The organism is Brotaphodocola sp. (assembly GCF_050873065.1).
Taxonomy (GTDB): Bacteria; Bacillota; Clostridia; order Lachnospirales; family Lachnospiraceae; genus Brotaphodocola.
Genome location: NZ_JBNMIC010000042.1, coordinates 1 through 20,297 on the forward strand (window position 1 = coordinate 1; position 20,297 = coordinate 20,297).

Genomic DNA, 20,297 nt, shown 5'->3' on the forward strand with positions numbered 1-20,297 from the left:
AGTTAAAATGGTCGGTAAATGAGAGAGGCTTATTTGGCATGCCCAAAAACAGGACGTTTAGATCTCATTATTAAAATGGCTCTAAAGTCAATAATTAGGCGGGATTCCAAAGAATCCCACCCCAACTATTGACATAGAGCCTCTTTTCCATAAAAAATTCCCACGCTTTAAGGCGCTGTCTTTGGATGCGCTTTTGAACGTGGGAATTTTTCTTTAATTTTTCTTTATGCCATTATGACATTCTTCTGAACAGTCCGACAACTTTTCCGAGAATCTGGACATTCGAGACGATGATCGGTTCCATCGTGTCATTCTCCGGCTGAAGGCGATAATGACCATTTTCGCGGTAGAATCGCTTGACGGTCGCGGAATCATCGAGGAGTGCGACAACGATGTCACCGTTTTCAGCAGTGTTTGTCTGCTGGACAATGACCTGATCTCCGTTGAAGATACCGGCATTGATCATGCTCTCGCCCTTGACGCGCAGAATAAATACCTGTCCGCCACCCGGGAGATATTCGGATGGAATCGGGAAATATTCTTCGATGTTCTGCTCGGCAAGAATCGGCTGTCCGGCAGCAACGGTTCCGATGATCGGAACCTGAACGACCTCACGGCGCTGAGTGGAAAACTGGTTGTCGAGAACCTCGATTGCGCGCGGCTTTGTGGGATCGCGCCGGATGTATCCGTTTTTCTCAAGTGTCTCCAAGTGAGAGTGAACGGAGGAAGTCGATTTTAAATGAACGGCTTCGCAGATTTCTCGAACTGCTGGTGGATATCCTTTTTTGAGAATGCACGTCTTGATATAATCAAGAATTTCTTGTTGTTTCTGAGAGATTTTTCTTCTGGCCATCTGTCCGCCCTCCTGTTTTCCTGTTTTGCCTGCATCTGTCTTTTTGCTGGCAGGATTTTTATGTTTGACTTGAAAAATTCATGTATAAAGCTCTGCAAATTTATCTTATCATATGTTTCTGATAAAAGCAAACCTTTGTTCGCTTTTTTGCTTTACATCATAGAAAACTGTGGTTGCAGTTTATGTGTGAAACAAAGGGTAACCACGATTTTGCTGATGCTTCGTATTCTCGGAGTGTGGGCAGAATGTTCGACTATTCGTTTTTCGGCTCAGAGTTCCAATCTGGAATATTTCCGTTTACAATCGCATGGAAGATGCGTTTTTTTGCGCCGCGGTTTTCGTGGTCAATGCTGATGAGGAGCTGTTTGACATATTCTCTGCGTGTGTGACCGTCAGCAGGACATGGATTCTTACAGACAGGGAGGTTCATGAGATTTCGGAATCCCTTGATATCACCTTCCTTGACAAGCATCAGGGGGCGGATGACGGTGAGATTGGTCTTTTCAAGGTGGGTAACCGGCGGAAAGGCGTAGAATCTGCCCTCATAAATTAGGGACATCATGGCGGTCTCGATCAGATCGTCCTGATGATGTGCATAAGCGATTTTATTGCATCCGAGTTTCAATGCCTCGTCATTCAATGCGCCTTTCCGCATCTTGGCGCAGAGGGAACACGGATTCGATTCTTTCCGGACATCGAAGAGAATTTTGCCGATCTGTGTGGAGACGACGGAGTAGGGGATGGAAAAATCCTCACAGAGTTTCTGGATCGGCTCCAAATTCATGGTGCCGATTCCCATATCCACCGTGATTGCGGAGAGAGAAAATTTTTTCGGATAAAATTTTTGAAGACCGTGCAGGGCATAGAGCAGAGTCAGACTGTCTTTTCCGCCCGAAATCCCGATTGCGATGTGATCTCCGTCCTGAATCATGTCATAAGTGTCAACTGCCTGGCGCACCAGGCTGAAAAGTCTCTGTAACTGCATATTGGGTACCTTCTGATTATTTTATTTAATGATGAGTTATGTATGGGTTTCTATTGTGTTCTTAAAGGATTACAATGCGTAGAATCGTAACGTTTTTAATCATAGCGACCAGAGAATCCCACGTCAAGAAATAAATTTAAAATTTTTTTGAAAAAACACTTGCATTTTGGAAAAACTTGTAGTAGAATACATATCTGTGAGCGAGAGTGATCAACGAGCGGAAGTGCTGGAATTGGCAGACAGGCTAGACTAAGGATCTAGTGGCAGCAATGTCGTGAGGGTTCAAGTCCCTTCTTCCGCACTCAAAACTTTTCTCACTATGCAGAAGTGGCGGAATTGGCAGACGCGCACGGTTCAGGTCCGTGTGGTAGCAATACCTTGAGGGTTCGACTCCCTTCTTCTGCATTTCCTTTCGGACAGTTTCGTGGTTTCCACGGGGCTGTTTTTTTGTTTTGTAGAAAATTATTTTACACAATTCGAAAGAAATTCCCCAAAACACCTTGACTTAAACAGGACTTCAAGTTGTAAAGTAGAAGGCAGATAGGCATAACATTCATAGCACAATAAAGAAAAGACAGGAGAGGATATTTTTATGAAGAGACCTTATGTAATCTGCCATATGATGACATCTGTGGATGGGAGAATTGACTGCGCGATGACGGAACATCTTCCGGGGGTGCAGGAATACTATGACACTTTGGATGAGCTTGATGCGCCGACGAGAGTCAGTGGAAAGGTGACAGCGGAGCTTGAGATGGCGCTGCCGGGAAAATTTCACAGCGAGAGCGAGACACCGATCGGTAAGGAGGCTTTTTCAAAGAAGAGAAACGCTGAAGGGTATGAGATTGTTGTGGATACCTGCGGAACGCTGCTCTGGGAGGATTCCGCCGAGGAAGAGCGTCCGCTTTTGATTCTGATGAGCGAGAAGGCAAGCCGGGAATATCTCGCATATCTGGATGAGAGATATATTTCATGGATTGTCTGCGGTAGCGAACGGGTTGATTTGAAGCGGGCATGCGAGATCCTTGCAGAAGAGTTCGGTGTTGAGCGTATGGCAGTTGTCGGTGGCGGTCATATCAATGCGGGATTTTTGGCAGCAGATCTTCTGGATGAAGTCAGCGTGCTGATCGGCTCCGGAATTGACGGACGTGGAGGAATGGCAGCGGTCTTTGACGGTCTGCCAAAGGAGCGCCCGGTAACACCACTGAAACTTTCTCTGGTGAAACCTTATGAAAGCGGGGCAGTGTGGCTGCGCTATACAGTTAAAAACTAAATATTTGACACAATGGGTACCCTCTTTGCCGGATAGACCAGCAGGGAGGGTATTTTTGTATACCGGAAAGTTATCTTCTTATTAATTTTTAATTTCTATAAACATTTCATAAACATTCCAAATAGTTATTGATAATGATAAAATACTGCAATTTTACTTTATGATAAATAAGCGTTATAGTAAAGACAACAAAGAAAACCGCGATCAAGAAAAAGGAGTTGTCAATTATGTACATGAAAAAATATCCATGTGTTTACATGCGGGGAGGCACCAGCAAGGCAGTGTTCTTCCATGAGAAGGATCTTCCGGAAGATAAGAATCTCTGGGATGAGATTTTTATGAAAGTGATGGGAACGCCGGATGTCAAGCAGATTGATGGAATGGGCGGAACCGTCTCTTCCACAAGTAAGGTGGCAATCATTTCTCCGTCTGACCGGGAAGATGTAGATGTCAATTATACGTTTAAGCAGGTGGACATCATCATTCCGAGAGTAGATGGAAGTGCAAACTGCGGAAATATCTCTTCCGCGGTCGGCCCGTTTGCGATCGATGAGGGACTTGTAAAAGCAGTTGAGCCGATCACCGTGGTTCGGGTTCTGAATACCAACACAAACAAGATCATTGAAGAACATGTCCGCGTTGAGAATGGTCACGCGATGGTGCATGGCGACGAGGTGATTAAAGGTGTTCCGGGAACGGGATCAAGAATCGATATGTATTTTGAGGACCCGGCAGGATCCAAGACCGGAAAACTTTTTCCAACCGGCAATAAGAGAGATATTTTTGATGTCCCGGGCTATGGAGAGATTGAAGTCACAGTGCTTGACTGCTCGAATCCGATGGTATTTATCCGGGCAAAGGACTTAGGAATCCAGGGAACGGAGCTTGTAGAACTGAATCAGAACAAGGATGTGATGGAACACATCGAGAGAATCCGGTGCATCGCAGCCCTGAAATGTGGATTTGTTGAGAAATGGGAGGATGCAAGAACAAAGTCAACTTCCGCGCCGAAAGTTTCAATCATCTCAGAACCTCAGGATTACATCGATATGGATAAGAATGAGGTCAAGGCAGAATCCATGGATATCTGCTGCCGGGCAATTTCCGTCGGATCTCTGCACAAGGCGTACCCGATGACAGTTGCAGTCGGAACTGGTGCAGCGGCAAGAATTCCGGGAACGATCGTCAATGAGATTGCAAAGCCGAAGGCAGATCAGGATATCATCAAGATCGGACATTCAAGCGGTGTGACAGAGGTAGATGTAAAGATGGATGGCGAGCGCGTCATCAAGGGCGGTGTAACCCGCACAGCGAGACGAATCATGGACGGCTGGGTTTACGTCAGAGACTGAAAAATAATCAGGCTGTAAAGGCAAAAGCAAGCAACAAGAATGAGAATGATTATGATTAACAGAAGTGAGTAAATAAGTAAAGGAGAGCGTCGTATGGTAACCTTACATGAAGGAAAACATTATATCTTAAACAATGAGTGCATTGCAGATGCAGCGGAAGCAGCAAAACTTTCCGAGGAAGAGGGAAAGAAGCAGACTCTGACGTATCAGGTGCTCGAAAAGCACAATCACTCCGATAATATGGAGCATCTTGAGATCAAATTTGACTCGATGGGTGTGTATGACAACACCTATGTCGGTATTCTTCAGACTGCATATGCGAGTGGATTGAAAGAATTCCCGATGCCGTGCGTTTTTACGAACTGCCATAACTGTCTGTGCGCGGTAGGCGGAACCATAAACACTGATGTACATAAATATGCAGAGTCTGCCTGCAAGAAGTCCGGCGGCATTTTTGTTCCGCCTCACGAGGCAGTCATCCACCAGTATATGAGAGAGATGATTGTAAAGTCCGGAGATATGTCGATTGTGTCCGATTCCCACACCCGCTATGGCACCCAGGGTTCTGTCTCCATCGGTGAAGGCGGTCCGGAGCTTGCAAAGGCAATGCTTGGAAAATATTATGAGATCGATTATCCGGAAGTAATTGCTGTATTTATGACAGGGGCGCCGAAGCCGTGGGTAGGACCGATGGATGTCGCACTGAGCATCATCGGAAAGGTGTTTAAGAACAACTTCGTAAAGAATAAAGTGCTGGAATTTATCGGACCTGGCGTTAGCAGTCTGTCGATGGATTTCAGAAACGGCATCGACACGATGACGACGGAGTCTGCCTGCCTTTCCTCAGTGTGGGCTACGGATGACAAGGTAAAAGAGTATTTTGAGATTCACAAGCGTCCGAATGATTTCAAGCGTATGCAGCAGGGAGACGCAGCACTCTATGATGGGGTTGTGGAGATCAATCTGGACACGATCGTCCCGATGATTGCACTGCCGTTCCATCCGAGCAATGCTTACCCGTTAGCCGATGTTATCGCAGATCCGGAAAAATATCTGGGCATGGTGGAGAAAGAAGCAGAGCGCGTATTTGAGAATAACAAGGACATTCATCTGGATCTGCGCTCAAAGATTCACAATGGAAAGATCAAGGTCGATCAGGCAGCGATCGCCGGATGTGCAGCTGGTTCGTTTGAGAACATCTATGCTGTTGATCAGATTGCCAAGAAGATGAACCGTGGTCTGGGAACATTTCCGTTAAACATCTATCCGGCATCCCAGCCGATTATGTATGAGTTAAACAAGATCGGTGTCTTAAATGATCTGATGGGATATGGCGCTCGTGTGAAGACGGCATTCTGTGGACCGTGCTTTGGAGCCTCCGATGCTCCGGGAAATAATGATTTCTGCATCCGTCACAGCACGAGAAACTTCCCGAACCGTGAGGGTTCCAGCCCGGCAAACGGTCAGATTGCATCCGTGGCACTGATGGATTCCAAGTCAATTGCGGCAACAGCATTTAACGGCGGTTATCTGACTTCTGCTGAGGATTGTCCGGTAGAATTCGATGTGCCGACGTATGAGTTTAACAGCAACATTTACGACAACATTGTCTACAACGGTTACGGAAAGGCACAGCCGGAGACAGAGATTGTTTATGGACCGGCAATCAAGGACTGGCCGGAAATGTCGGCACTGACAGACAATCTTCTGCTTCAGGTTGCAAGTGTGATTCGCGATGAAGTGACGACAACTGATGAGCTGATCCCATCCGGTGAGACTGCATCTTATCGCTCAAATCCGTATAAGATTTCTGAATTCACACTGATCCGAAAAGATCCGGAGTATGTCGGAAAGGCGAAAGCGGTACAGGTTTATGAGAAAGCGCGTGTTGCAGGAGATGCACAGAAAGCGGCTGAGGTCTATGAGGTGCTGAAGGCTGTCGGTATCGATACTCCGGTTGAGGAGCTGATGAAGACGACGGGAATCGGTTCTGTCTTATATGCAAAACGCCCGGGAGATGGCTCTGCCCGTGAATATGCGGCGAGCTGTCAGAAAGTGCTCGGCGGTCTTGCAAACATCTGTATTGAGTACGCAACGAAGCGCTACCGCAGCAACTGCGTCAACTGGGGTATGCTTCCGTTCACTTACCCGGATGACAACATTCAGCTTGAAGTTGGCGAGTATGTTTACCTGCCGGGCATCCGCAAGGCAGTGGAGAACGGTGCGACGAGAGTGGAGGCAACGATCATCGGAAAAGACGGCAGCACAAGAACGATGGAACTGGAGTTAAACGGAGTGACGGAGGCAGAGAAGAAAGTTCTTCTTGCCGGAAGCCTGATCAATTCCTATAAACAGCAGTAAGTGCGGACTCTGTGCCCAAAAGAGCGTGAAATAGAGTATGAAAGCATGAAAAATTAAGAAGTAAAGATATTAAATTAAATTCAGAAATGATAGAAGTGTCAGAAATGGAGTGGGTGATAAGATGTCTGAGTTACGGAAATTAGCAGAGTTCATTCACGATATTACCTGGGAGCAGCTTCCGGAGCGCGTGCGGGAAACGGCCGCGCTCCGCGTGCTTGATCTGGTCAGCGTGGCAGCGGGGGCATCAGAAGATCCGCTTGTAAGAGAAGCAGAAACAGCACTCGGAGCACTGAGCGGTGTCCGTTTGGGTGAGAAATCAGGGTCTGGATGGGTGTCTGTCTGGGGAAGAAAAGAGAAGTATCCGTTAGTCACTGCGGCGATGATCGATGCAATGATGGCACATACGCTGGAGCTGGATGATGTCCACACCGCGTCAAAGACACACGGAAGTGCAAGCCTGATTCCGGCGGCATGGACGTGTGCAGAGTATTTGGGAAAAGGCGGACAGGATTTGCTGTTAGCAATTGTCTGTGGATATGAGACGGTAAACCGTGTCGGCATGGCATTCGGTGTCTCCAGTCACAGAAACCGCGGCTGGCATGCGACTGCGACCTGCGGAGTCTTTGGCTGTGCGGCGGCATGTGCAAAACTGCTTGATCTTGATGTGAATCAGATTGTGTCGGCACTTGGAATGGCGGGAACCCAGTCGAGTGGTGTCTGGGCGTTTCTTGGTGATGGAAGCAATTGCAAGATTCTGCATCCGGCGAGAGCGGCGGCAGATGGAATTGAGGCGGCATTTCTGGCGAAGGCCGGAATGACTGGACCGGAACATATCTTTGAAGCAAAAGACGGAGGTCTTCTGTATGCGATGTCGGACGGCGGAGATCTCTCAAAGCTGAGTGAGGGACTTGGCGTGTGTTATGAGATCTTAAATATGGACATGAAGCCGTACCCGTGCTGCCGGAGTGCGCATTGTGCGATTGACGGAATTCTGGAGATCCGGAAGCAGATGGAAACGAGACTCGGAAAGAAACTCGATACGCTGGGAGAGGCACAAAAGCTGGCAGATCAGATCCAGGCGATTCAGATTGACACTTATCTTGTCGGATATAAGCAGTGTGCAGTCAGCGATGGCTGCCTTCACCCGAAAACAGTGTTGGATGCAAAATTTTCTACTCCGTATTCTGTAGCAGCGGCTTTTCTCTACGGGAATGTGGAGATGAGACAGTTTGAGCCGGAAGTTGTGGCAAAGAGAGAAATAGGAGAACTTTTGGATAAGGTGAGTGTACAGCCGTCCGAACGCTTTACGAAACAGTATCCGAACCACTGGGGATGCCATGTGACGGTCACGATGAAGGATGGGTCTGTTTATGAAGCTGAGGTGGAGGACCCGTCTGGAAGTGCTGCGCGGCCGCTCACGAGAGAGCAGGCAATGAAAAAGGCAAAGGAATTTCTCTCTGTGGCATGTCCGGGAAACGCCAAGGAGAAGATGGAAGAACTCTTAAATCTTGCGGGAAGTGAAAAACTTCCTACCATATCTGCCGATTTTTGTGTTAAAATGAAAAAGTCAGAAAATGAGAGAGCATTTGGCTAAACAATAAATTGGCAGGACAGGAGAGAAAAAATGTTTCGAAAAATGAGAAGATTTAAGCAGGAACTCAGCAAGGAAGAGTGTATCGAGATTCTGAAGAGTGAGCCGAGAGGTGTGCTTTCCATGCTGGGCGAGGATGGATATCCTTACGGGATTCCTATGAATCACTGGTATAATGAGGAAGATGGAAAGATTTATTTTCACGGAGCAAAATCCGGACACAAGATTGACGCGATTAAGAAGTACGATAAGGTTTCTCTCTGCGTGTTTGATCAGGGATACCGAAAAGAGGGCGAATGGGCGCTGAACATTCGCAGTGTGGTTGTATTTGGACGTCTTCATCTGGTGGAAGATCCGGAAAAGACCATAAAAATCTGTACGAATTTATGCAAGAAATTCACGGAAGATACCGCATATTTGGAGCATGAGCTTCAGCACTCGGGTCCGGCAGTTCTCTGTCTGGAGCTTGAGATCGATCATATGACCGGCAAATTGGTAAAAGAATCCTGATTTGCAGGATAAAGAAAACAGCATCCGGAAGGAAGATGTCATTTCGTTAAGACATTGTCCGAGCGGGTGCTGTTTTTATTTTGGTATATGGAGAAAGGGAAAACATATAAGGTTAAACATATAAAATTCAGAATAGTTCTTCTTGACAGGGAGATGAAACGGCAATAAAATAAATATATTTATTAATAAACCAATTTATTTTATTTGTTCTGTACATTAAAAATATGTCGGTGAGGTATCCGATGATTAATGGAAAGTGGAAAGAAGGAGGAGAATGTTATGCCGGCAAAAAAGCTGATTACACGGGAGATGATTTTAAATGCCGCTTTGAAACTTTTGAGAGAGCGGGGATTTGAGGCGGTTAATATAAAGGAACTCGCGAAAGAACTGAAGTGTTCGACTCAGCCTGTCTATCTGTCATTTACCGGAATGGACGAACTGAGAGAGGAACTGATTCCTCTGGCGGTGAAAGAATTTGAAGAGATTATGAGAAATGACAGCGAGAAGAATGAGATCCGCCTTTATGATATGGAGTATATTCATTTTGCAAAGCGGGAACCAAAACTGTTCTGTTTTTTATTTATGCGTGCAAATGCTTTTGCAGAGATCAAACGAAGACTGCTTCCGATCATTGAGCAATCTGTGACAGAATTTATGGAGATTTATCAGATCAGCCATGAGCAGGCGGATGATCTGCATGATCATCTGTGGATGCATGCCCATGGAATTGCTTCGATGATTGCAACGGATTTCTGCGACTGGGATCTCGAGAAGGTCCATCGGATGATTGAGGAATGTAAGACCGCTTTTGCCGGCCAATACGGCGTCACGAAAATCGAGGTGTGAATCGAACATGGCTGAAATGGATGATTCGAAAAAAGAGATGTTTACAAATAAAGATTTGAGAAAACTGATTATTCCGTTGTTTGTAGAGCAGTTTCTCTTGATGTTTGTGGGGATTGCGGACACGTTTGTTGTCAGCTTTTCGAGTGAGGCGGATGTGTCCGGTGTCTCCCTTGTGACGTCATTTAACACGGTTCTGATTTTTCTTTTCACAGCGCTTTCTTCTGGCGGAGCAGTGATTATCAGCCAATATATCGGCAGCAGAGATGAAAAGACAGCCTCTGAGTCAGCCAGTCAGCTTTTACTTGTCTCTGTGCTGATCTCGGTTATCCTGTCCGCGCTGATTCTGATCTTTCGAGCGCCACTCTTAAAAGTGCTGTTTGGAAAGATTGAACCGGATGTAAGAAGTGCCTGTGAGAGTTATCTGGTGATTACAACGTTTTCTCTTCCTGCTCTTGCCATCTATGATGCGGGAGCAGCTCTTTGCAGAAGCATCAAAAGGACAAATGCCACGATGTATATTTCTGCGATCACAAATGTTTTAAATATTATCGGAAACTGCATCGGTGTTTTCGGATTTCATTTGGGAGCAGCAGGTGTTGCCTATCCTTCCCTGATCACAAGAATTCTCTCGGCCTGTGCGATCACCATGTATTGTTTCCACTTAAATCTTCCGGTGAAATACAAGTTTCCCGCAATTCTCAGGTGGGACGGTTCCCTTCAGAAAAAAATCATGGGAATTGCACTTCCGAACGGAATAGAAAATGGGGTTCATCAGCTTGTAAAGGTTGCACTCTCGAGCATGGTTGCCTTGTTTGGAACGTATCAGATTGCTGCAAACGGCATGGCTCAGAGCATCTGGTCGCTGGCATCGATTATGGGACTTGCCATGGCTCCGGTCTACACGACGGTGATTGGACAGTGCATGGGGGCAAGAAATATAGAGGCTGCAAATAAGTATTTCAAAAAACTCAACCGCATTACCCTGATTTTGTCAGTGTTTTGGAATACGTTTGTCTTTGTAATCACTCCCCTGATTATTCGATATTCCGCAATCTCAGACAAGACAAAATCTCTGGTGATCTGGCTTGTTCTGATCAACAACATTTTTAATGCGCTGGCTTACCCGTTTGCGGGATCACTCGGAAATGGACTGCGCGCAGCGGGAGATGTGAAATTCACGATGCTGGTCTCGATCAGTCTGACGATTTTTGCGCGACTTCTTTTTTCTGCCCTGTTTGGTCTGGTATTTGGCTGGGGAGTCATCGGAATTGCGCTTGGAATGAGCATTGATCTTGTCTTTCGGGGAATTATTTTTATCCAGAGATACCGTTCACAGAAATGGACAAGATTTCATTTGATTTGATGAAAGATACACGGGGCCGCTGAATTTGCCGGTGGCAGCGGTTCCTTTTTGGTTTTTCGTTTTTTGCCCGTGGGAATTTCTGTTTTTTCTGCTTTACAAGTGTGCGCGTGCGATTTAAGATAGTAACGATGATCGATAAATAATAAACAGGACATAAAAGCAAAGAACGGAAGTGAACGTGTACAAAATGCGTGGAATGATAAAAGAAAAGATAATTCTGCCTTTCCTTGTGTTTCTCGTCGGAATGGGGATTCTGGGCGCTACCATGTGCAGCATACGGAGCAATGAACAGGAGCAGAGCCGGATAAATGCGAATCTGAACGCGATGACGTATGCGGAACGGATGCAGACGGATATCCTGACAGGAGTGAGTGTCACCGGAACCCTGGAGCAGATTCTTGTAAGTAAATCTGGAAAAATAGAAAAGTTCTCTCAGGTTGCAGAGGATATGATGACGGATGACATCCAGAGTATCCAGATTGCCCCGGATGGTATTGTGACGGAAATTTATCCGGAAGAGGGAAATGAGGCGGGCAAGATTGATCTTTTGAATGACAGAGATCGCGGGCAGATCTCGCGTTATGCCAAGAATAATCATGTGCTTGTGATGCAGGGACCGTTTCAGCTGAAACAGGGCGGATCTGGAATTGCGGTCAGAAAGCCGGTGTACCTGAAAAATGAAGAGGGAAAGAGCACATTCTGGGGATTTGCGATTGTGATCATTCGGGTGCCCGATATTTTTGCAAATTCGATGAAATCCCTTGTTGATTTCGGATATGAGTACAGGCTCTCAAAGACAGCAACCCCGTGGAGTTCAACTTACAAAGAGGTGGACAGTTCCGGGGGAGAGCTTGTTGATCCGATATCCTACGCCTTTGATATGGGAGGAAATCAATGGAAGTTAGAGATTTCGCCGAAAGATGGCTGGATCAGCAGCCGATATTCCACGGAAGTTTTCGCCGGAGGAATGTTGATCGTGATGCTGCTGACGGTACTCACAAGCGCTCTTCTGATTCTGAATGATCACCGGAAGAAGTTTAAAAAACTTGCTGTGACGGATGCACTGACTGGAATTTACAATCGTCACGGATTTGATGAGCGGGTGATGCAGTATTTGAGACAGTATCCGAAGAAATCCTGTGTAATTGCGCAGTTTGATGTCGATGATTTCAAATGTATCAACGATATGTATGGACACGCTTCGGGGGATCTTGCCCTGCAGATTCTGGCTGAGGGAATGCGGAACTTTTTCCCGAAAAAAACAGTGCTTGGCCGAAATGGAGGAGATGAGTTCTGCATTTTCCTGCCGGATTGCACCTGTGAGGAGGTGAAGTATGGAATTGGAAAATTCACAAAGATGGAGCGCTCATTTCCCTATAATGGAGAATCCCATACCTTCTATATTTCACTTGGATATGCGGAGTATCCCCGTGATGCAAGGACGTATGTGGAACTTTTCCGATGCGCAGATTCTGCGCTTTATGAGGTGAAACTGCGCGGAAAAAATGGCTGCCTGGAATATGAGAGTGGATTTCGGACAGAGATTCGGACGCGGCTTGGATTTGCACTCAAGGATATCTCGGAAAATTTGCCGGGAGCTTTTATCATCTATAAGGCAGATAAAACGGGAGATGAAATTTTGTTTGCCAATCGGGAAATGATTGAGCTGACGGGATGCAGAACGATGGAGGAATTGCTTGCGTATACCGGAAAGAGTTTTCGCAATCTGATTCGGGAGGATGAGCAAAAATCGGTAGAACAGGGGATCTGGCAGCAGATAGAAGAGGGGAATTTTAACGATTACGTTTATTTTCATCTGAAAAAGGCAGATGGAACATTTGTTCAGGTACTCGATCACGGAAGAATTGTGGAAAACAGTCGCCACGGAAAAGTATTTTATGTCCTGATTATGGATTGGAATTTTATCAAAAAGCATTACACAAGTCAGTTTTGACGTTCGAGATATGCCGAAAAGGCATGAGAGGAAATATCACGTAAGTATTAGACTTGGATTCAAAATTGCTTTAAAATGTAGGTACAGTCATATGACGTATCTACATTTTTTTTGTTTTATTAAGAGCTGTTAGAAAGGAATAGGAGGAAAATGATGAAAAAAGGTATCTCTGTTTTGATGACACTTATGATGGCAGTTTCTCTTACCGCCTGTGGTGCGAGTGGAAGTCAGGCCGCAGCGGCTAAAACGAGTACAGAAACTGCGAGAGAAGAGAATGCGGGTGCAGCAGGTGCAGAAAAATCTGAGAATGCTGCTACTGCTGGCACTATAAACAGTGAGCGTGCAGGGGAGACAAGCGGAGAGCTGAAGCAGGAGAGCAACAGCAACGTGCTTGTTGCTTACTTTTCAGCCACGAATACGACAAAGGGTGTGGCTGAAAATCTGGCACAAGATCTGCATGCAGATCTCTTTGAGATTGTTCCCACAGAGCCTTACACGGCAGATGATCTGAATTACAACAATGAAAATAGTCGGTGCAGTGTCGAGATGAAAGATGCGTCAGCCCGCCCTGCAATCGCAGCTTCTGTACAAAATATGGATCAGTATGATGTGGTATTTCTGGGATATCCGATCTGGTGGGGAAATGCTCCGCGAATTATGAGTACATTTGTGGAGAGTTATGACTTTTCTGGAAAAACAATTGTTCCGTTCTGCACTTCTGCGAGCAGTGGAATTGGTTCGAGTGCTTCGGAGTTAGAAAAGCTGACGAACGGTGCTGTCTGGATCAAGGGACAGCGATTTAGCGGCAGTGATACCCAGAGCACAATCGTTGAATGGGTAAATGGCCTTGGCCTGGAATAAAAAGCCAGATAAGACTAAGATTAAGAAGTCAGACAAAATGAAAACAAAATGAAAATAAGAATAAACAAGATGAAAAAACGATAAGAAAGAGATAAGTAAGAGATAAGAAAGAGATAAGTAAGAGATAGGTAAGAAGGATGCAAGGGGACGAGGTAAGTAAGGCATGAAAGAGAAGATGTTTTCCAATCAGGATTTGAAAAAAATGATCATCCCGCTTTTTTTTGAGCAGCTGTTGATGGCTTTGGTGGGAATCGCAGATGTATTTGTGATCGGATTTGTCGGGGAGTCGGCAGTATCGGGAGTCTCGCTCGTCAATTCGTTCAACACCATTTTTTTAAATCTGTTTACTGCCCTTGCATCCGGCGGAGCCGTCGTGATCAGCCAGTATATCGGAAGACAGGAAAAGGATCATGCGGGAGAGTCGGCGACTCAGCTGTTGACGATCTCTGTCCTGTTTTCCACGATTCTCTCCGCAGTCATTCTCTGGAAAAATGAATCCATAATGAGGCTGATGTTCGGAAAAGTCGAGGATGATGTCATGTCCGCGTGCGTGACGTACCTGCGGATTTCTGCGTATTCTTATCCGGCACTCGCTATTTACAATGCAGGTGCCGCTCTTTACCGCAGCTTTGGAAAGACGAGCACGACGATGTATCTGTCGCTTCTCTCGAATGTCATCAATGTTGTGGGAAACTGTATCGGTGTGTTTGGGCTTCACGCGGGGATTGCAGGGGTTGCATGGCCTTCCCTGATTTCAAGAACGTTCTCAGCCGTCGTGATCACAGCTCTCTGTTTTTCTTCAAGAAATCCGGTACAGTATCAGAAATCATGGATTTTAAAGATAGACGGAAAACTGCAAAAGAAAATTTTGCGGATTGCACTTCCGAACGGCCTGGAGAGCGGCGTCTTTCAGCTTGTGAAAGTGGCTCTGTCCAGTGTGGTTGCCCTGTTTGGAACCTATCAGATTGCGGCAAACGGCGTTGCACAGAGCATCTGGTCGATATCTGCGCTTGTCTGTGTATCGATGGGGCCGGTTTTTATCACCGTGATCGGCCAATGTATGGGAGCGGGCGATACCGAGCAGGCAGATTGGTATTTTAAGAAACTGATGAAGATCACTCTGGGATTTGCCGTACTTTGGAATGGATTTATCTTTGCCCTGACTCCGGTTATGATGTCCTTCTATGCGCTTGCGGAGGAGACGAAGCGCCTGACAATTCTTCTGGTCCTGATCCACAATCTTTTCAATGCAGTGGCGTTTCCATTTGCAGATCCGCTCGGAAAGGGACTCCGGGCAGTTGGAGATGTTCGCTTTACCACGGCAATGTCCCTGTTTACAACCATAGGAGTGCGCCTGATCTTCTCCGTATTTTTTGGCATTGTGCTTGGCTGGGGAGTCATCGGAATTGCATTTGCGATGTGTCTGGACTGGTCCGTCAGGGGCATTCTTTTTGCGCTTAGACAAAAGTCCGGAGTGTGGAAGAAATTCCGGGTAATTTGATGGCAAGATGGCGAGATGGCGGAAAGCCGTCAAATTTATGGTTTATGGCAGGATTTTGCGCTTGGCATCGGCAATCAGCATATCCAAAAATAATTGTACCTGTGGAAGTTCGGCATAAAGGTGTTTGTAAAGAACGTAAGTGCTTCGCAGAAATGGTGAGCCGTCCTCCATATAGAGATCTTCGATGTAGCCGTCGAAGTCATTCAGACAGATTTTGGGAAGAATACACCAGCCAAGCCCGTACCGCGCCATCTCCTTGCAGGCATCAATGCTGTCGATCCACATGTGGGGACGCAGATGCGCGAGATTGTGCGCGACAAGCCAACGGTCGATGCGGGCGCTCAAGTCTGCATCGGTATGGCGGCCGATATAGGGATAATCGGTCAGAGCCTTCCCCTGATTTTCTTTGCTGCAGACAAGGCACATCGGTTCTGTGGAGATCAGCTGGCAGGCTTCGTCCCATGCATAGTGCCCGCGGATGATTGCGATGGAGATCTCATCCCGGTTTAAAAGCTGAAACAGATGCTTGCTCTGCCCGGTTGTGATTTGTACATCGACGAGGGGGTAGGTGTCCGTGTAAGATTTCAGAATCGGCGGGAGATAGTAGTGCGCGATATTCAGGGAGGAGCCAAGGCGGATCGTTCCACAGATCTGATTTTGGGACATCAGAACCTGTTCTTTGAGTTTTCTGCTGTTTGCGAGAATTTCTGTGGCATAGGGAAGAATCTGCTCTCCGGCAGGAGTGAAGAGGATGCCCTTTTTGGAGCGCAAAAATAAGGTGCACTGCAGTTCTTCTTCCATTTTCTGAATCCGCTTGGTGATGGCGGGCTGGGTCATATAAAGTTTCTGTGCAGTCTTTGTGATATTTTTCGTCTCATTTAAGTCTAAGAGAAGTTCGTAATCTTTTTCGTTCATAAGAAATAAAATCAGCCTTTCTTTTTTTTGCTTTTTTATCTTTGCTCAGTTATCGTCAGTTATCATATACTCCATCAATTCTGTTACATTCTAAAAAGTTATTGATAATGATAAAATTATACCATTTTACTTTATAACAGACAAGGCGTATAGTGAAAATATCAAAAAACATAACAAATAACGGAGAAAAAAGAGAAAGGAGTTGTAAAATATGTACAGGTAAAACTCCGCGTTGGGACAGAAAAATCATAAGCTGAAATGAATGTGCAGAATGAGCAAAGGAGAGGAAGAAGATGGGTTTACAGGTTGTTGCATTGTTGTTCCTTGTCGGGGCAATTGTTCTGGGGTTTACGAAAAAGATGAATGTGGGCGTAGTGTGTTTTGGACTTGCTCTCATTCTTGGAAAACTGGGTGGTTTAGGCGCAGGTGATATTTACAAAGGTTTTCCGTATAAGTTGTTTGCGACGCTGCTGGGAACCATGTTGTTTTTCAGTCTGCTTCAACAGAACGGAACACTGGAAAAGATCTCGAAGCGTTTGATCGGTATTTGCGGAAAGAATACGTTTCTTGTGCCGATTATTGTGTATGTGGTGAGTTTTGTATTGTCGGCAGCGGGACCGGGAGCGATCAGCGTGCAGTCAGTAACCGTTATTTTTGCGGTTTCTCTGTCCGTTCAGATGAATGTCAGTCCGATTCTGATGGGTGTCATGGCGATTCTTGGAGCTGTTGGGGGAACGGCTTCACCGATTGCTCTTACCGGAATTATTGTCTCTGATCTGCTGACGGAAATGGGAATTGAGGGACTTGGAAACCAGATTTTCATTGGAGTATCCATTTCCAATTTGATCTGTGCGATTGTTGTTTACGTTGTGCTTGGTGGTTATAAGATTCGGGCAACTGTTTCAAACACTTCTGATAAGACAAAGGATCATTTTGATCGAAACCAGATGATCAGTCTGGCGGCACTTCTCATTATGGTGGTTATGGTTGTCGGATTCTCCTATGATGTAGGTCTGATCTGTCTGACGTTATCTCTGGTACTGATGCTGCTTGGAGCGGGAAATGAGAAGGCAGCATTAAAAATGATTCCGTGGAGTGTGCTGATTTTGATCGCAGGCGTGAATGTCCTGATGAATATTACGCAGAAAATGGGCGGTATTGACCTTCTGGCATCAATTTTAGCTTCATTTATGTCTTCCAGAACGGCAGCACCGATCATGGGATTTACCGGAGGACTGATGTCCTGGTTCTCAAGTGCAAATGGAGTGGTATTCCCAACTCTGATTCCGACGGTTCCGGAGATTGCACAGCAGGTCGGCGGCGCTTCGATTGTGCAGATGGTGAGCGCGATTGTATGCAGCGCAACTGTTGCAGGAATCAGCCCGCTCTCGACGGGAGGAAGCCTGATTATGGCGAGCTACGCACAGGAAACGGGATGCGATGAGAAAGAACAGCAGAAGATGTTTGGAACCCTGTTTGCGCTGTCTGCCGGGGTGGTTGCGATTGTCTTTGTGTTAAGTCTCGTTGGAATTCTGGGATTAGTCGGATAGTGAAGAATCACAGCTGGGGGATATTCCAGAGTGGAAGATATACAGAAAATACAAGATGATGAAAAAGTCAGACAGATTAATGAAAAATGGAAAATGAAAACCATAATGCAGAATGATGGAACAGGAAATAGAAAAATAGAAGGGAGATTCGGAATACGATGAGCAGTTGTTATTATGCATATGTTGGATGCCGGACGACGAAAGAGCGCAAGGCGAGAGGAAAAGGAATTCGTGTATATCGGGTGGAAGACGGCATCTGGAGTCTGCAGCAGATCGCGCAGGGACAGGTAAATCCATCGTATCTTTGTCTCAACGAGAAACAGGATAGATTGTATGCGATTCATGGAGATTTTGCGCAGGTCAGCTCATATGTGGTGGGAGAGGATGGAACGCTCACTTACCGGAATACGACAGAGACTCACGGAACAAATCCTGTTCATCTGACAATTGATCGGACCGGAAAATGGTTGTTTGTGGCGAACTTACAGACGGGCGGTGTCTCTGTGATTCCGATTGAGGCGGATGGCTCTCTCGGAAAGATCAAAGAGTTGAAATTTATTTCTGGAAATGGTGGACCCGGTTATATCTCTCATCCGCATCAGGTTTGTCAGGACAGGAGCGGAAAGTGGCTTCTCGTTCCGTCTCAGGGACGTCTTCAGGGAGTGGAAAAAATTACAGTGTTCCGAATTGACTCGGAGAAAGGTGATCTGGAGGAAACATTTCTGATAAAAGGAAGAAGCGGATCCGAGCCGAGACATTGTGTCTTTCATCCGAATAACCGATTTTGTTATTGTCTGAATGAGAAAGACAGTACGGTAACTTGTTATTATTTTGATGAGGAGAATGGACATCTTGATCCGAAACAGATCTTGACAACGCTTCCGGAAGATTTCCCGGGAGACGGATGGGCGAGTGCGATTGAGATTGGATCAGATGGAAGATTTCTGTATCTTTCCAACCGGAAACATGACAGTGTGACGGTTTTTGGACTTGAGCAGGAAAATGGGCACATGACATATCTGCAGAACATCAAGACGAGAGGAGAGCAGCCGCGGTTTATTACGAGAAATCCGGAGGGAACACAGCTTCTTGCAGCAAATGAACTGACGGACACGATCTGTTTGATGGATATTGATCCGGACACGGGAATGCTTTCATACAGCGGAACCGAGATCGAGGCGGAGAGTCCGGTCTGTGTGATTTTTAAAACGAAATAACTTGAAAATCTGCATGGACAAAACGAAAAGTTAAAGATTAAAGAGGCTTAAAGAAAATTAAAGAAAAAGGCTTTGAAAGCTGGAAGATGAGAGTGCGAGAGTACAGAAACCGGTTTTTGAAGCCTTTTTTATTAATTTTGGTTTATCTTTGGTATAAATCACATTTTTTTGAGGGTTGAATGTATCAAAAAAATGTTTAATTACGTTCTATGTAATAAATATATACACAAAAAAACACACTTCACTCTCCCAAATCATAATTCCAAACCAAACATTAAATTTTCCTAAAAATTCATTACCTAACCTCCAAAAAACTTAATCAAAAGAATATCAAACATCTCAAACTGCCGAATCTTGACAATTGAAATTAGTTGTAGTATCATCTAAAATAGTTGTAGATACAACTAACTAAAAACTTTCTCCCCTCCTGAGAAAGTTTATGATACCCCTACCTATAGAGGAGGAAGATATCCACTCTGAATTATACAAAAACCAATATAGAGACAGATAAGAACAGACAAGAACGAATTAAATAAGAGGAAAAGGAGAAATCACAATGGATCAGACGGAACGAAAAATTACAAAGATTGCACGGGAAGTAGCAAAATTTACCGTACAGACGATGAAAGAAGAGGGAATCGGAACGGCGGAATTTGACTTCATTCATCTTGTACGCCATAATCCGGGAATCACACAGACGAAAGTACGAGAAACGTTGAAAATTGATAAAGGCGCAGCAGCAAGAAGGGCGGCAAGCCTAGAGGCAAAGGGATACCTGGAAAGAAGACCAAATCCGGAGGATGGGCGAAGCCAGCTCCTTTTTGCGACGGCAAAAGCCGATGACCTGAAAAACTCCAAAGCTCAAATTGAATCGCTTTTTTATGAATGGCTGACAGCAGAACTTTCCCCAGAAGAGAAAAAATCTTTCTGTGAAACGCTTGATAAGCTTTACTGGAGATCAAAAAATGAGAGACGTGCCGGTTTCTCAAATATTGCCAGGCTTGTAAACAGAGAAGCAACTGACGGGCACTAAAACATACAAAAATAAAAAATTCCGTCGAATGAATTACCACGTCTGAAGTCTCCGTTTCCTACGCTATCAGGCGTGGTTTCTGAAAGACTACGATAAGTGGCTTATGGCTATTCACAAAGCCCTATCCCAATG

General features: G+C 45.6%; 17 protein-coding genes and 2 tRNA genes. 16 read left to right on the forward strand and 3 right to left on the reverse strand.

From position 1 onward, the window contains the following. Positions 1-232: 232 nt before the first annotated feature. Both lexA and ACR0QE_RS10360 read right to left on the reverse strand, forming a co-directional pair. Positions 233-853: a transcriptional repressor LexA gene (gene lexA, locus ACR0QE_RS10355; RefSeq protein WP_432628279.1), complete on the reverse strand. Its 621-nt coding sequence runs from the start codon at positions 851-853 to the stop codon at positions 233-235. 253 nt (positions 854-1,106) lie between these two features. Then, the gene (locus tag ACR0QE_RS10360; RefSeq protein WP_432628280.1) at positions 1,107-1,838 is read right to left on the reverse strand and encodes a tRNA 2-thiocytidine biosynthesis TtcA family protein; all 732 of its coding nucleotides are present in this window, start codon (positions 1,836-1,838) and stop codon (positions 1,107-1,109) included. 217 nt (positions 1,839-2,055) lie between these two features. Here ACR0QE_RS10360 and ACR0QE_RS10365 point away from each other — a divergent pair. From ACR0QE_RS10365 to ACR0QE_RS10420, 12 genes are all read left to right on the forward strand, one after another. Then, a tRNA-Leu gene (locus tag ACR0QE_RS10365) sits at positions 2,056-2,139 on the forward strand. 20 nt (positions 2,140-2,159) lie between these two features. Further along, positions 2,160-2,243, forward strand: a tRNA-Leu gene (locus ACR0QE_RS10370). 187 nt (positions 2,244-2,430) lie between these two features. Beyond that, positions 2,431-3,111, forward strand: a complete 681-nt coding sequence (locus tag ACR0QE_RS10375; RefSeq protein ID WP_432628281.1) for a RibD family protein — start codon at positions 2,431-2,433, stop codon at positions 3,109-3,111. 227 nt (positions 3,112-3,338) lie between these two features. Next, complete coding sequence (locus ACR0QE_RS10380; protein ID WP_432628282.1) at positions 3,339-4,463, forward strand: 2-methylaconitate cis-trans isomerase PrpF family protein; 1,125 nt, start codon at positions 3,339-3,341, stop codon at positions 4,461-4,463. 93 nt (positions 4,464-4,556) lie between these two features. After that, positions 4,557-6,824 carry a hydratase gene (locus ACR0QE_RS10385; RefSeq protein ID WP_432628283.1) on the forward strand — a complete coding sequence of 756 codons (2,268 nt, stop codon included), beginning with the start codon at positions 4,557-4,559 and terminating at the stop codon, positions 6,822-6,824. A 121-nt stretch (positions 6,825-6,945) separates the two neighbouring features. After that, positions 6,946-8,418 carry an MmgE/PrpD family protein gene (locus ACR0QE_RS10390; RefSeq protein WP_432628284.1) on the forward strand — a complete coding sequence of 491 codons (1,473 nt, stop codon included), beginning with the start codon at positions 6,946-6,948 and terminating at the stop codon, positions 8,416-8,418. Between the two features lie 30 nt (positions 8,419-8,448). Next, a complete protein-coding gene (locus tag ACR0QE_RS10395; RefSeq protein WP_432628285.1) occupies positions 8,449-8,925 on the forward strand; it encodes a pyridoxamine 5'-phosphate oxidase family protein in 477 nt (158 codons plus the stop codon). 279 nt (positions 8,926-9,204) lie between these two features. Further along, positions 9,205-9,771 carry a TetR/AcrR family transcriptional regulator gene (locus ACR0QE_RS10400; RefSeq protein ID WP_432628286.1) on the forward strand — a complete coding sequence of 189 codons (567 nt, stop codon included), beginning with the start codon at positions 9,205-9,207 and terminating at the stop codon, positions 9,769-9,771. Between the two features lie 7 nt (positions 9,772-9,778). Next, a complete protein-coding gene (locus tag ACR0QE_RS10405; RefSeq protein ID WP_432628287.1) occupies positions 9,779-11,134 on the forward strand; it encodes an MATE family efflux transporter in 1,356 nt (451 codons plus the stop codon). Between the two features lie 187 nt (positions 11,135-11,321). Next, the gene (locus tag ACR0QE_RS10410; RefSeq protein ID WP_432628295.1) at positions 11,322-13,088 is read left to right on the forward strand and encodes a diguanylate cyclase domain-containing protein; all 1,767 of its coding nucleotides are present in this window, start codon (positions 11,322-11,324) and stop codon (positions 13,086-13,088) included. A 153-nt stretch (positions 13,089-13,241) separates the two neighbouring features. Continuing rightward, positions 13,242-13,949 carry a flavodoxin gene (locus tag ACR0QE_RS10415; protein WP_432628288.1) on the forward strand — a complete coding sequence of 236 codons (708 nt, stop codon included), beginning with the start codon at positions 13,242-13,244 and terminating at the stop codon, positions 13,947-13,949. A 163-nt stretch (positions 13,950-14,112) separates the two neighbouring features. Beyond that, positions 14,113-15,450, forward strand: coding sequence for an MATE family efflux transporter (locus ACR0QE_RS10420; protein ID WP_432628289.1), 1,338 nt, complete (start codon positions 14,113-14,115; stop codon positions 15,448-15,450). 42 nt (positions 15,451-15,492) lie between these two features. On the opposite strand, the gene ACR0QE_RS10425 is transcribed toward ACR0QE_RS10420, so the two are convergent. Continuing rightward, complete coding sequence (locus ACR0QE_RS10425) at positions 15,493-16,365, reverse strand: LysR family transcriptional regulator (protein WP_432628290.1); 873 nt, start codon at positions 16,363-16,365, stop codon at positions 15,493-15,495. Between the two features lie 293 nt (positions 16,366-16,658). Here ACR0QE_RS10425 and ACR0QE_RS10430 point away from each other — a divergent pair, with 293 nt between their 5' ends. From ACR0QE_RS10430 to ACR0QE_RS10445, 4 genes are all read left to right on the forward strand, one after another. After that, positions 16,659-17,915 carry an SLC13 family permease gene (locus ACR0QE_RS10430; protein WP_432628291.1) on the forward strand — a complete coding sequence of 419 codons (1,257 nt, stop codon included), beginning with the start codon at positions 16,659-16,661 and terminating at the stop codon, positions 17,913-17,915. A 30-nt stretch (positions 17,916-17,945) separates the two neighbouring features. Further along, positions 17,946-18,077: a hypothetical protein gene (locus ACR0QE_RS10435; protein ID WP_432628292.1), complete on the forward strand. Its 132-nt coding sequence runs from the start codon at positions 17,946-17,948 to the stop codon at positions 18,075-18,077. Continuing rightward, positions 18,074-19,132 (forward strand): lactonase family protein, encoded by a 1,059-nt coding sequence (locus tag ACR0QE_RS10440; protein WP_432628293.1) that lies wholly within the window; start codon positions 18,074-18,076, stop codon positions 19,130-19,132. Before ACR0QE_RS10435 ends, ACR0QE_RS10440 begins: the two co-directional genes overlap by 4 nt. Before the next feature lie 556 nt (positions 19,133-19,688). Beyond that, entirely contained in the window at positions 19,689-20,165 is a 477-nt protein-coding gene (locus ACR0QE_RS10445) for a MarR family winged helix-turn-helix transcriptional regulator (protein ID WP_432628294.1), read from the forward strand. Positions 20,166-20,297: the final 132 nt, after the last annotated feature.